The sequence below is a fragment of the Escherichia albertii genome, from assembly GCF_028622335.1.
GTDB lineage: Bacteria > Pseudomonadota > Gammaproteobacteria > Enterobacterales > Enterobacteriaceae > Escherichia > Escherichia albertii.
The window spans coordinates 3,043,039-3,055,796 of sequence record NZ_CP117568.1 but is presented as its reverse complement, the minus strand read 5'-3'; the positions used below and the strand labels follow the sequence as shown (position 1 = coordinate 3,055,796).

General features: G+C 52.5%; 11 protein-coding genes and 1 pseudogene. 4 read left to right on the top strand and 8 right to left on the bottom strand.

Features of this window, described 5'->3' with window-relative positions; genetic code table 11:
• Positions 1 to 168 precede the first annotated feature (168 nt).
• Positions 169 to 933, bottom strand: coding sequence for a uridine phosphorylase (gene udp, locus PS053_RS14880; RefSeq protein ID WP_044710406.1), 765 nt, complete (start codon positions 931 to 933; stop codon positions 169 to 171).
• Between the two features lie 260 nt (positions 934 to 1,193).
• Here udp and PS053_RS14875 point away from each other — a divergent pair, with 260 nt between their 5' ends.
• Positions 1,194 to 2,009, top strand: coding sequence for a dienelactone hydrolase family protein (locus tag PS053_RS14875; protein ID WP_002460524.1), 816 nt, complete (start codon positions 1,194 to 1,196; stop codon positions 2,007 to 2,009).
• A 209-nt stretch (positions 2,010 to 2,218) separates the two neighbouring features.
• On the opposite strand, the gene metE is transcribed toward PS053_RS14875, so the two are convergent.
• Complete coding sequence (gene metE / locus PS053_RS14870; RefSeq protein WP_256879341.1) at positions 2,219 to 4,480, bottom strand: 5-methyltetrahydropteroyltriglutamate--homocysteine S-methyltransferase; 2,262 nt, start codon at positions 4,478 to 4,480, stop codon at positions 2,219 to 2,221.
• Positions 4,481 to 4,597: 117 nt separating this feature from the next.
• Between metE and metR the strand changes: the two genes are divergently transcribed.
• A complete protein-coding gene (gene metR / locus PS053_RS14865; RefSeq protein WP_000573617.1) occupies positions 4,598 to 5,554 on the top strand; it encodes an HTH-type transcriptional regulator MetR in 957 nt (318 codons plus the stop codon).
• Here metR and bioP read toward each other — a convergent pair.
• The 3 genes from bioP to pldB form a co-directional block, all read right to left on the bottom strand.
• Positions 5,439 to 6,338 carry a biotin transporter gene (gene bioP / locus PS053_RS14860; protein WP_072252303.1) on the bottom strand — a complete coding sequence of 300 codons (900 nt, stop codon included), beginning with the start codon at positions 6,336 to 6,338 and terminating at the stop codon, positions 5,439 to 5,441. The genes metR and bioP overlap by 116 nt on opposite strands.
• Before the next feature lie 75 nt (positions 6,339 to 6,413).
• Positions 6,414 to 7,214, bottom strand: a complete 801-nt coding sequence (gene yigL / locus PS053_RS14855; RefSeq protein ID WP_000285367.1) for a sugar/pyridoxal phosphate phosphatase YigL — start codon at positions 7,212 to 7,214, stop codon at positions 6,414 to 6,416.
• Between the two features lie 7 nt (positions 7,215 to 7,221).
• Entirely contained in the window at positions 7,222 to 8,244 is a 1,023-nt protein-coding gene (gene pldB, locus PS053_RS14850; protein ID WP_000487678.1) for a lysophospholipase L2, read from the bottom strand.
• A gap of 109 nt (positions 8,245 to 8,353) precedes the next feature.
• On the opposite strand from pldB, the pseudogene rhtB reads away from it, so the two are divergent.
• Positions 8,354 to 8,464, top strand: a pseudogene (gene rhtB / locus PS053_RS14845) (homoserine/homoserine lactone efflux protein); the annotation flags it as partial.
• 121 nt (positions 8,465 to 8,585) lie between these two features.
• Here rhtB and rhtC read toward each other — a convergent pair.
• The 3 genes from rhtC to pldA all read right to left on the bottom strand — a co-directional run bounded on the left by rhtC (position 8,586) and on the right by pldA (position 12,100).
• On the bottom strand, positions 8,586 to 9,206 hold the full coding sequence (rhtC, locus tag PS053_RS14840; RefSeq protein WP_000928835.1) for a threonine export protein RhtC: 621 nt from the start codon (positions 9,204 to 9,206) through the stop codon (positions 8,586 to 8,588).
• 63 nt (positions 9,207 to 9,269) lie between these two features.
• Positions 9,270 to 11,099 (bottom strand): ATP-dependent DNA helicase RecQ, encoded by a 1,830-nt coding sequence (recQ, locus tag PS053_RS14835; RefSeq protein ID WP_044709583.1) that lies wholly within the window; start codon positions 11,097 to 11,099, stop codon positions 9,270 to 9,272.
• 131 nt (positions 11,100 to 11,230) lie between these two features.
• On the bottom strand, positions 11,231 to 12,100 hold the full coding sequence (gene pldA / locus PS053_RS14830; protein ID WP_001259602.1) for a phospholipase A: 870 nt from the start codon (positions 12,098 to 12,100) through the stop codon (positions 11,231 to 11,233).
• A 158-nt stretch (positions 12,101 to 12,258) separates the two neighbouring features.
• Here pldA and yigI point away from each other — a divergent pair, with 158 nt between their 5' ends.
• A complete protein-coding gene (yigI, locus tag PS053_RS14825) occupies positions 12,259 to 12,726 on the top strand; it encodes an acyl-CoA thioesterase YigI (RefSeq protein WP_001277144.1) in 468 nt (155 codons plus the stop codon).
• Positions 12,727 to 12,758 lie beyond the last annotated feature (32 nt).

The following is a 12,758-nucleotide window of genomic DNA, read 5'->3' as shown; positions in this document are numbered from 1 at the left end:
CAAACGCTAAATTGCCTGATGCGCTGCGCTTATCAGGCCTACCACAGAAATGCAATGTATTGAATTTGCATACTTTTGTAGGCCGGATAAGGCGTCCATGCCGCATCCGGCATGAACAAAGCGCATGTTATCAACCATCTGAATGCTCCCCAAAGTCGGGGGCGTTTTTTACTTCAGCAGACGACGCGCCGCTTCCACTACGATTTTCACCGCATGGCTTTCGGTTTGTTTCATCGTCTCAGCATTCGGGATCTCTTGTTGGGTGCGGTTAACGATAACGCCCGCCACCATACCGGCGCGCAGGCCCTGACTTGCACACATGGTCAGCAGAGTTGCAGATTCCATTTCATAGTTCATCACGCCCATTGCCTGCCACTCTTCCATCGAACCTTTAAAGTGACGCACAACGCGACCGGAATAGGTGTCGTAACGTTCCTGGCCTGGGTAGAAGGTATCAGAAGAGGCGGTTACGCCAACGTGAGTGGTTGCGCCAATAGATTTCGCGGCTTCGACCAGCGCAGTCGTACATTCAAAATCAGCAACAGCCGGGAACTCCAGCGGTGCGAAGTGCAGGCTCGCGCCATCCAGACGAACAGACGCCGTGGTAACCAGTACATCACCAACATTAATATGCGGCTGGATAGCGCCAGTTGTACCGATACGCAGGAAGGTGCGAATGCCCAGTTGTGCCAGCTCTTCAACAGCAATAGAAGTAGACGGGCCGCCGATACCGGTAGAGCAGACGATAACAGGTTTACCATCCAGCTCCGCGCGCCAGGTGGTGAATTCGCGGTGAGATGCCAGTTTAACCGGCTTATCCATCAGCACGGCGATCTTTTCCACACGATCCGGGTCGCCAGGGACGATGGCAAGCGTAGCCCCTTGTAAATCGTTTTTAGTGAGGCCGAGATGAAAAACATCAGACTTGGACATATACAACTCCTCTGTGAATCGGTTTAGTCAGAAGAAGCAAAAAGACACTTTACCGAAGGATTTAACATTTTTTCGTGACACTCATCACCATGATGCAAATGTGTTGCATAAATTTACTCATCAAAAGTGACGTAAATCACACAATTAACTCTTAATTCAGTAACACTGCTTAAAAGATGAACCATTTGAGGCAATGTGAATTGTTGCACGCTGTCTATAGTTAACATTGCGCAAATTTTTATAAGGGTACGGAGAGTCCCATGACAACAACACAACAATCTGGATTTGCACCTGCTGCATCACCTCTCGCTTCGACCATCGTTCAGACCCCGGACGACGCGATTGTGGCAGGCTTCACCTCTATCCCTTCACAAGGGGATAACATGCCTGCTTACCACGCCAGACCAAAGCAAAGCGATGGCCCGCTGCCTGTGGTCATTGTAGTGCAAGAAATTTTTGGCGTGCATGAACATATCCGCGATATTTGTCGCCGTCTGGCGCTGGAGGGGTATCTGGCTATCGCACCAGAACTTTACTTCCGCGAAGGCGATCCGAATGATTTCGCCGATATCCCCACACTACTAAGCAGTCTGGTGGCGAAAGTGCCTGACTCACAAGTGCTGGCCGATCTCGATCATGTCGCCAGTTGGGCGTCACGCAACGGCGGCGATGTTCATCGCTTAATGATCACCGGATTTTGCTGGGGTGGACGTATCACCTGGCTGTATGCCGCGCACAACCCACAGCTGAAAGCGGCGGTAGCGTGGTACGGCAAGCTGACAGGCGATAAGTCGCTGAACTCACCGAAACAACCGGTTGATATCGCAACCGATCTTAACGCGCCGGTTCTTGGCTTATATGGCGGTCAGGATAACAGCATTCCGCAGGAGAGCGTCGAAACCATGCGTCAGGCGCTGCGGGCTGCTAATGCGAAAGCAGAAATTATTGTTTACCCGGATGCCGGGCATGCGTTCAATGCGGATTATCGCCCGAGCTATCACGCCGAGTCGGCGAAAGATGGCTGGCAGCGAATGCTGGAATGGTTTACGCAGTATGGTGGGAAGAAGTCGCTGTAATGAGAAAAACGGGTGGCGTTGCCACCCGACAGATTGTTTGCAAAGTGCACGTTGTTCATGCCGGATGCGGCGTGAACGCCTTATCCGGCCTACAAAAATGCGCAAATTCAATATATTGCAGGAACTTCGTAGGCCTGATAAGCGTAGCGCATCAGGCAGTTTTGCGTTTGTCAGCAATCTCACGGGTGGTGTTACCACCCGATTTGTATTTACCCCCGACGCAAATTCTGAGCCGCCTGCACCATGTTCGCCAGCGCCGCGCGGGTTTCTGGCCAGCCGCGCGTTTTCAGACCGCAGTCCGGGTTGACCCACAGGCGCTCTGCCGGAATACGTTGTGCTGCTTTCTTCAGCAGGGATTCAATCCATTCCACACTCGGTACGTTCGGCGAGTGAATGTCATAGACGCCAGGGCCAATTTCATTCGGATAATCAAACTCTTCAAACGACTCCAGCAACTCCATGTCGGAACGCGAGGTTTCGATTGTGATGACGTCTGCGTCCAGCGCCGCAATAGAATCCATGATGTCGTTGAACTCGCAGTAACACATGTGAGTATGGATTTGCGTGTCATCTTTCGCTACGGCAGCGTTGATACGGAAAGCCTCCACGCCCCACTGGAGATAGGCATCCCAGTCGCTGCGACGCAGCGGTAAACCTTCGCGTAGCGCCGGTTCATCAATCTGGATGATGCCAATTCCAGCCGCTTCCAGATCGGCCACTTCATCACGAAGCGCCAGCGCAATTTGTTTGGCGATGGTTTCACGGCTGACATCTTCACGCGGGAACGACCAGCAGAGAATGGTCACCGGGCCAGTCAGCATCCCTTTCACCGGTTTGTCGGTCAGCGATTGCGCATACTTCGCCCACTCCACAGTAATCGGTGCCGGGCGGCTAACGTCACCAATGACAATCGGTGGCTTCACGCAGCGGGAACCGTAGCTCTGTACCCAACCGTTTTGCGTAAAGACAAAGCCATCCAGGTGCTCGCCAAAGTATTCCACCATGTCATTACGCTCGGCCTCACCATGCACCAGCACATCCAGACCTAGACGTTCTTGCTCAACAATGGCCTGCTTGATATGTTCTGCAATGCCCGTACGATAGTTGTTGGCGTCGAGATTACCCTTTTTGAAATCCAGACGCAGGGTACGGATTTCTGTGGTTTGCGGGAAAGAGCCAATCGTGGTGGTCGGCCAGGCTGGCAGTTTAAAACGCGCACGCTGGGCTTCAGCACGCACTTCATAAACGTTCGCACGCTGACTGTCCTGCGCGGTGATCGCTGCCAGACGCTTTTCTACTGCCGGATTATGGACGCGGGTAGAGTGACGACGCGCCTGAATCGGGGCGCTCCACTCTGCCAGAGCAGCCGTGTCACCACTGTTCAGCGCATCGCGCAGCAGTGCCAGTTCATGGCATTTTTGTAGGGCGAAGGCAAACCAGCTTTTCACTTCTGCATCAAGACGCGTTTCCACGCTCAGGTCGATGGGGCTGTGCAGCAGTGAGCAGGAAGATGCCACCCACAAATCACGTTTGCCGACAATGTCCTTAATTTGCACATATTTCTCGGTAAGATCGGCGCGCCAGACGTTACGACCATTGATAAGACCAGCAGATAGCAGCCAGTCAGAAGGCAGACGCTTGTGCAGTTCAGCAACGTCATCTTTACCATGTACGAGATCGACATGCAGACCCTGAACAGGCAGCGCAGTAATGGTGTCGAGATTTGGCGTTACGCCTTCAAAATAGGTGGTCAGCAGCAGTTTCACCTGTCCCTGGAGGGCGTCGTAAGCGGGTTTGTATGCGTCCAGCCACGCCTGCGGCAGTTCCAGTACCAGAGCCGGTTCGTCGATCTGTACCCACTCAATGCCGCGTTTTGCCAGTTCTGCCAACACTTGCTGATAAACCGGCAGAATGTCGTTCAGCAGGCTCAGGCGATCAAACTGTTCACCTTTCACTTTACCCAGCCACAGGTAGGTAACCGGCCCCAGCAGCACGGGCTTGACCTTGTGGCCCAGCGCCAGCGCCTCGTCCACTTCCTCCAACAGCTGCGTCCAGGTCAGTTTGAACTGTTGGCCTTTAACGAACTCCGGCACCATGTAGTGATAGTTGGTGTTAAACCATTTGGTCATTTCCGCTGCCGCCGCAGGTTCGCCAGTCGGTGCACGTCCACGACCAATACGGAACAGGGTGTCGATATCTACCGAACCATCTTTGTTCTGGTGACGCGCCGGAACGTTACCCAGCAGCAGGCTGGTGGTCAGGACATGATCGTACCAGGCAAAATCACCCACCGGCAGCAGGTCGATACCCGCCTGCTTTTGTTGATCCCAGTGACGAGCACGCAATTCACGCCCTACTGCCAGCAGTTCTTCACGCGTGGAGTTCCCCGCCCAATAACTCTCTTGCGCTTTTTTCAGCTCGCGACGCAGGCCAACGCGAGGGAAACCGAGGGTGTGATTAAGAATTGTCATTATATGCCCCTTGTGGAATTTTTGGTATTTAGACGTCCAGATGTTTACACATCCATATTTGCCAGTTACTGTATATTCCTCAAGCGCAAATTATTCATGCCGAAGTGAAGGACTTTCATGATCGAAGTAAAACACCTGAAAACGCTACAAGCGTTGCGGAACTGCGGCTCGCTCGCAGCCGCTGCGGCGACATTGCATCAGACGCAATCCGCCCTGTCTCACCAGTTTAGCGATCTGGAACAACGCCTTGGCTTCCGGCTATTTGTGCGTAAAAGCCAGCCGCTACGCTTTACACCGCAGGGAGAAATCCTGTTGCAACTGGCAAACCAGGTACTGCCGCAAATCAGTCAGGCACTGCAAGCCTGCAATGAACCACAGCAGACACGCTTGCGCATTGCCATCGAGTGCCATAGCTGTATTCAGTGGCTGACGCCCGCGTTAGAAAATTTCCACAAGAACTGGCCACAGGTGGAGATGGATTTTAAATCGGGCGTGACGTTTGACCCGCAGCCCGCGTTGCAACAGGGCGAGCTGGATCTGGTGATGACCTCTGATATTCTGCCGCGCAGTGGCCTGCATTATTCACCGATGTTCGATTATGAAGTCCGCCTGGTGTTAGCACCTGATCATCCGCTGGCGGCGAAAACGCGAATCACGCCGGAAGATCTCGCCAGCGAGACGCTGTTGATTTATCCGGTACAGCGTAGCCGACTGGACGTCTGGCGGCATTTTCTTCAGCCAGCAGGCGTTAGCCCGTCGCTGAAAAGCGTCGATAACACCTTATTGTTGATCCAGATGGTTGCCGCACGGATGGGCATTGCCGCACTGCCGCATTGGGTAGTAGAGAGTTTTGAGCGCCAGGGTCTGGTGGTCACCAAAACCCTGGGCGAGGGATTGTGGAGCCGACTGTACGCCGCCGTACGCGATGGCGAGCAGCGTCAGCCGATTACGGAAGCGTTTATTCGCTCAGCGCGCAATCACGCTTGTGACCATCTGCCGTTTGTGAAGAGCGCGGAGCGACCCACTTTCGATGAACCCACAGTGAGGTCAGGATCACCAGCGCGCCTGTCATAAACGTTGGCCAGTGCGGCTGTTGATGCCAGATTGCCAGATTAACCAACAGCCCCGCCGGAACATGCATATTGTTCATAATGCCCAGCGTTCCGGCGTCTACCTGAGTCGCGCCGTAGTTCCACATAAAGTAGCCAATCCCGGAAGCCACCACGCCAAGAAATACCAGAATGCTCCATTGCAGTGTGGTTTGCGGCATTTTCTGCGCATTTCCCAGCAAGAACCATGCAATCACCGCCACCAGAAATGCGCCAAGATAGAACCACGCAAAGGCGTTGTGCTGTGGCATCGGGCGGGTTTCCATCAGGCGTTTATAGCCCACCATGCCAATGGCAAAACTGATATTAGAAAGCTGCACCAGCAGCAGACCCGTCCAGAAATGGTCGGTGACCTGATCGTAGCGGATAATCCCGGCGCCAATCACCGCTAACAAGGCGCTAAAAGCATACCCCCAGCGCAGACGGCGCTTACTCATGATGTCATAAATCAGCGTGATATAGAGCGGTGTCAGGACGGTAAATAACAGCAACTCGGAAACCGTCAGATAAAGGTACGCGCGGAAACTCAACATATACATAATGCCAAGCTGCATCGCACCCACCAGCATATACAGGCCAATGGTTTTCAGACTGTTGCCGCGGGTACGCAGGAACGGCAGAAAAACGAGCGCCGCCAGGCCAACGCGCACCAGCACCGCAAAATAGCTATCGACGTGCCCCGCAAGGTACTCGCCATAAAAGCTAAAGGAGAAGGCCCACAGAATCGTGGTGATGATAAGTAGCGCCACAATGGAAAACTCTTTGATTAACGAGTATCCATTGTAGCGAAGTATCAGGTTGACAACTGGCTAAATAGAGAACGATTACGATAAATAGAGCTTACGCAGATAGTGCGGTACCGCGTCTTCGGCGTTAGTGCCAATCACTTCCAGTTCTGGATGCAGATCTTTCAGGCGCTGATGCGCGCTGCCCATAATGCAGCCTTTACCCGCCATCGACAGCATTTCGGCATCATTCATACCATCGCCAAAGGCAATGCAGTCCTTCAGGCTGTAGCCCAGTTTTTTCGCCACCGCTTCCAGCGCATGGCCTTTTGAAACACCGCCCGCCATCACTTCCAGACAGGTTAAGGTGGAGAAACTCACGTTAACGCGGTCACCCCAGCGGGCGTTGATCGCCTGCTCCAGCGGCAACAGTTTTTCATGGGAATCACAGGTGAAGAACACTTTGCTGACGCCTTCCGGCTCCAGTAATCCCGGCTCGTACAGGGCATATTTGAACACCGCTTCTTTGAAAAAGCGCATCTCTTCCGGGCGGTGGCGGTTCATAAACCATTCATCGTCGCGATAAACATTAGTAATGATGTCAGGGTTATCATTGACCACGCCAAACAGGTCGCTGGCAATATCACGATCCAGGTTATGGGCGAAAATCAAATTGCCATTCAGATCATGAACGCGCGCGCCATTGGAGGTAATCATGTAAGACTTAATCTCAAGATTATCGCGAATTTGGCCCACATCGACATGGTGGCGTCCGGTCGCAAACACAAAGTTGATACCGCGCGCGGTGAGCAGTTTCAGGGTTTCTTTGGCATAAGGAGATAGCGTATGGTCGGGGGAAAGTAACGTGCCATCTAAATCAGACGCAACAACCTGGTACATAAGAAATTTAAACCTCTATAGAGCGGTTTCCGCTGGGTAAGTTATGCCTGTTGAAAAATTCAACGATGGCGTGGAGCGCGACTGAGCGCATAGCGTCCTTTTCAAAAAGGATCTCATGGTATGCGCCTTTAATCACCTGCGGTCGCCCTCCTTCTACAGGGTGGCCCGCGGCAGCGCGGAGTTCACAAAAACGGTCGTGCATACGGTTATCGACCACTCGCTCTTCTTCAGCCTGCAAGAGGAGCGTTGGCGTGGCGTCATCACCCGCGCCAGCTAACACCTGTTCGCCGGCCAGAATACTTTCGCGCACCCAATGGTAGGTTGGTCCGCCGACGCGAATCGTTGGGTCATCGGCATAAAAGCGTAAATTGCGCCGATATCGCTGCCGACTATGGGTAAGTACGTTGACAGAAAACGGCAACGCGCGCCAGCGACCCGTGCCCATAGCATAGCCATCTCGAAAACGTGGGTGCGCATCCGCCCAGTCGAGGATCTGCCGCGCCATAAATGATGGCATGCGAATCACAATCCCGAACATCGGCGCAGTGAGCGCAATGGCATCGCACACGCCCGGATGACGCTGCAAAAATAGTGTGGAGATCGCCCCGCCCATCGAATGTGCCAGTATATAGCGTTTACGCCACGGACCTGGCTGGACCTCTTGTTGCCAGAACGCCGCCAGGTCATCAACATAATCATTAAACTGGTTCACATGCCCGAGATGTGGATCGTCCAGCAGGCGACCGGAACGCCCCTGTCCACGATGGTCGATGATCAACACATCAAACCCCAGATGGAACAGATCGTAGGCCAGTTCCGCATACTTTACGTAACTCTCAATACGTCCAGGACAGATGACGACGACCCGGTCGTGTTGCGGCGCGCGAAAACGGACAAAACGTACCGGAATGTCATCAACGCCGATAAACTCTGCTTCATCTCGCTGGTGCCAGAAGTCAGTCAGTGGTCCCATGGTAAAAGCAGCGAATGCATTTTCTCTTGTTTTCCACTCTTTTTGCTGCTGAAACATCGGGTAATCTGCCTCTTAAACCACGTAAAATCATTTTTTAAGCGTGCCTGACACAACGTCGCGACAGTAGCGTATTGTGGCACAAAAATGGACAATTCGGGAAACTCCCATGACGCCTGAATGGTGGTTTGCTTACCTGCTGACATCAATCCTTTTAAGCCTCTCACCAGGCTCTGGCGCAATCAACACCATGACCACTTCACTCAATTATGGATACAGATGAAGGCGTTGAATAAGATTTTTGGCTCGTTGTTTATGCTGGTAGGAGCACCGTTAGCATCGGCGAGGCACTCATGAAAATCGTGTCGGGGCGTAAACGCCTTATCCGACCTACTCTGTCATCAACGCGAAATAATCAAATGGATGCCAAATCCGGCAAATAACGCCCCGGCAAAACCGTCGATCCACTTCGCCAGACGTTGATAACCACGGCGCATTTGCGGCAGAGCAAACAGGCTGGCAACGACGGAAAACCACGCCAGCGTTTCGACAATAATCAACGCGAAAATACCCCAGCGCGCGGTGGTGCCGACGTTATCACCGACAAACAGCGAGAACACCGAACCAAAGTAGATAATCGCTTTAGGGTTTGCGAGATTGGTCAGTAAGCCTTTCAGGAAACTACGCCCGCTTTTCGCCAATTCGACTTGTGGCGCAGGGGCAGAAATAACCTCTTTTTTCAGCGCTCCGCGTAGCATCTGGTAGCCCATCCAGCAAAGATACAGGCCGCCGCCCACCATAATCAGCGTATGCAGCCAGGCCATTTTTTCGATAATCAAATGCAGGCCAAGCAGCGCGATCCCTGCCCAGACCATTACGCCACAGGTGATACCCAACACCCCCATCATCGCTTCTTTACGGGAACGACTAACGGCAGTCTGAGAGACGAAAAAGAAATCGGGGCCGGGACTCATAAGCGCCACAATGTGCACCATGGCAACGGTGAGAAATAACATCAACATACATTTGACTCGCGGGGAAAACGTTTACGGAATGTTCATCCTGGCACTTTTTTATGCTGCTGACTACTCTTCGTCATCACCGTCGACATGCGCGCGGATAAGCGTCATAAACGGTTTACCAAACCGTTCCAGCTTGCGCATCCCAACACCGTTGACGCTCAACATTTCGCTGGCGGTGATCGGCATCTGTTCCGCCATCTCAATCAAGGTAGCGTCGTTAAACACCACATATGGCGGGATATTTTCTTCATCGGCGATGGCTTTACGCAGCTTGCGTAATTTGGCGAACAGTTTGCGATCATAATTACCGCCGAACGATTTCTGCATCACTTTCGGTTTGAGCGCCACAATTCGCGGCACAGCGAGTTGCAAAGAAGACTCGCCACGCAGCACCGGGCGTGCGGCTTCTGTCAGTTGTAATGCAGAATGCTGGGCGATGTTTTGCGTCACCAAACCGAGATGAATCAATTGACGAATCACGCTTACCCAGTGTTCATGGCTTTTGTCCCGGCCCATGCCGTAAACCTTGAGTTTGTCGTGACCAAATTCGCGGATACGCTGGTTATTAGCGCCACGAATCACTTCTACTACATAGCCCATACCAAAACGCTGGTTGACGCGACCTATGGTAGAAAGCGCGATTTGCGCATCAGTCGAAGCATCATACTGCTTCGGCGGATCGAGGCAGATATCGCAGTTACCGCACGGTTCCTGGCGACCTTCGCCAAAATAGTTCAACAGCACCAGACGGCGGCAGGTCTGCGCCTCGGCAAAGGCGCCCATCGCATTGAGTTTATGCCGCTCGATATCCTGCAATTGCCCTTGCGGCTTCTCTTCCAGACAACGGCGCAGCCACGCCATATCTGCCGGATCGTAAAACAGCATCGCTTCTGCTGGCAGGCCATCACGCCCGGCGCGCCCGGTTTCCTGATAATAGGATTCGATATTGCGCGGAATATCAAAATGCACCACGAAGCGGACGTTAGGTTTATTAATGCCCATGCCAAACGCCACGGTCGCCACCACTATTTGCAGGTCATCGCGCTGAAATTTTTCCTGCACATCGGCACGGACATCATTTTCCAGCCCTGCATGATAAGCCGCTGCGCTAATACCCCGACTTTGCAAGCGCGCGGCGGTGTCTTCCACTTTCGCCCGGCTGTTGCAGTAAATAATGCCCGACTTACCGCGTTGTTCCTGCACATAACGCATTAGCTGATCAAGCGGTTTGAATTTCTCCATCAGCATGTAGCGAATATTCGGGCGGTCAAAACTGCTGATTTGGATCAGCGGATCGTTTAACCCCAGCAGACGCACGATATCCTGGCGCGTGGTGTCGTCGGCAGTAGCGGTCAGCGCCATAAACGGCAGTGTCGGGAAGCGTTGGCGCAACTGACCGAGCGCGGCGTATTCCGGGCGGAAATCATGGCCCCACTGGGAGATACAGTGTGCTTCATCAACAGCTAATAACGCCGGGTTCCAGTGCGCCAGATGCTCAAGAAAGTTATCCAGCATCAGGCGTTCCGGGGCGATATACAGCAGACGAATTTGCCCGGTGCGACAGCCCGTCATCACGTCAAGCTGCTGCTCGCGGGTTTGCGTCGAGTTAAGGCATGCTGCCGCCACGCCGTTGGCCTGTAGCTGATCCACCTGATCTTTCATCAACGAAATCAGCGGTGAAACAACCACAGTAAGGCCGTTTAGCAATAAGGCAGGGATTTGATAGCAAAGGGATTTGCCGCCGCCAGTAGGCATGACGACTAGGCAATCGCGGCCAGAAAGCACGGTGTCGATAATTTCTTCCTGACCAGGGCGAAACTGTTGGTAGCCAAAGGTTTCTTGTAAAACCTGTTTAGCTCCGAACTCCAGATTCAACACTTCCGCCTGCGCCACATTCACCCCAATTGCCTGAAATAAAAACAGGCGCTATTTTCAGCGCCTGCGCGAGAAACTGCAATGCTTTTAGTCTCTGAGAGGGGAATCCTGGATGCTGGATTCCAGTTTTGCCTTTCAACTAACTCGCATTAGAACAAGTCGTTTAGCATAACCCCCACACCGACGCGGGTCTGGTTGAAGTTATAGTCGATGAGCGATTCGCCGTAACCGCTGTAAAGCTGGGTATAAAGCCGTACATGTTTGGTGATCGGGTAACTTAATCCTAGCTCCGCGCCACCGTAACCGGTATTCCAGTTGTACTGTCCTTTTGCACTCAGAACTGCATCACCAAGGTGATAGCCAATTTTAAGCTGGTAGTACCCCATGTATTTGGTGATATCCGGGTTATCGTCGGTGTTGCCAATGACATACCACGGTTTCACCTCTAACAGCCAGTTGCCATTTTCAGCCATCAGGCGAGTATACAATCGGTTCCAGCTACGTGAAGTTGGGTCAGATCGCCCGTTAGAATCGTGGTTATACCCCATTTCTACGTCGCGTAGCGTCCAGCCAGCAAAACGGTAGTCTGTAGCAAAACCGAGGAACAATTGCGGTTCATAGTTGGTCTCACGAAATGGCGATGACTCTTCGCTATTAGAAAGCTGCCACCAGGATTTTTGGGTATAGGAAGCGCCCAACACCGAGTTAGGTCCCAAAATCCCACGCCACAACGGAAACGCCAGACTCAACTGGAACTTCACTTCATCTTTACGCGCATTTTTCGACCAATCGTAACTCGCGATCGCTTCCTTGTTCATATCGCTGGTTTGGGTGTAGATCACGTAGTTGGTGTCATACGGATAAAGGGTGAAAGGATTATCGTGCTCCAGCAACATATTGGCGATAATGCTGCCGCGCACCGCAGGTGCATCATGCACCTCTTTCACTGTTGCCTCTTGCGCATATACTGCCATCGGCAGCATACCCACAGACAACAACCAGCCCAGAAGAGTCCGCATTGGTCATGTTCTCCGTAACGAATAATTGATTCAGTAAATATGCGGGGTATTTTACATACTTACCTCAATTGCCGTTAGTTATCCCTTCTTAAAGTAGAAAACAACAATAAAGAAGCATAAAATCAACATTTCATTAACCAATGAAATGTAAGGATGATATGTCTGCCGTACTGACCGCCGAACAAGCCCTGAAATTAGTGGGTGAGATGTTTGTTTATCACATGCCGTTTAACCGTGCGTTGGGGATGGAACTGGAGCGTTACGAAAAAGAATTCGCGCAACTGGCCTTTAATAATCAGCCAATGATGGTAGGCAACTGGGCGCAAAGTATATTGCACGGCGGGGTCATTGCATCGGCGCTTGACGTTGCCGCCGGGCTGGTTTGCGTTGGCAGCACCTTAACTCGCCATGAAACCATCAATGAAGATGAACTACGCCAGCGGCTGTCGCGGATGGGCACAATTGATCTTCGCGTGGATTACCTGCGCCCAGGCAGAGGAGAGCGTTTTACTGCCACCAGCAGCCTGTTGCGTGCGGGCAATAAAGTCGCCGTTGCCCGTGTTGAACTGCACAATGAAGAACAGCTTTATATTGCCAGTGCTACCGCCACCTATATGGTAGGTTGAAAACGTAAAAGCAGGTAAACTGCTTTTACCCA

What these genes read in the sequence shown, in the direction of transcription:
- udp (WP_044710406.1), bottom strand. Translation starts at nt 933, where the DNA reads ATGTCCAAGTCTGATGTTTTTCATCTCGGCCTCACTAAAAACGATTTA.
- PS053_RS14875 (WP_002460524.1), top strand. Translation starts at nt 1,194, where the DNA reads ATGACAACAACACAACAATCTGGATTTGCACCTGCTGCATCACCTCTC.
- metE (WP_256879341.1), bottom strand. Translation starts at nt 4,480, where the DNA reads ATGACAATTCTTAATCACACCCTCGGTTTCCCTCGCGTTGGCCTGCGT.
- metR (WP_000573617.1), top strand. Translation starts at nt 4,598, where the DNA reads ATGATCGAAGTAAAACACCTGAAAACGCTACAAGCGTTGCGGAACTGC.
- yigL (WP_000285367.1), bottom strand. Translation starts at nt 7,214, where the DNA reads ATGTACCAGGTTGTTGCGTCTGATTTAGATGGCACGTTACTTTCCCCC.
- pldB (WP_000487678.1), bottom strand. Translation starts at nt 8,244, where the DNA reads ATGTTTCAGCAGCAAAAAGAGTGGAAAACAAGAGAAAATGCATTCGCT.
- rhtC (WP_000928835.1), bottom strand. Translation starts at nt 9,206, where the DNA reads ATGTTGATGTTATTTCTCACCGTTGCCATGGTGCACATTGTGGCGCTT.
- pldA (WP_001259602.1), bottom strand. Translation starts at nt 12,100, where the DNA reads ATGCGGACTCTTCTGGGCTGGTTGTTGTCTGTGGGTATGCTGCCGATG.
- yigI (WP_001277144.1), top strand. Translation starts at nt 12,259, where the DNA reads ATGTCTGCCGTACTGACCGCCGAACAAGCCCTGAAATTAGTGGGTGAG.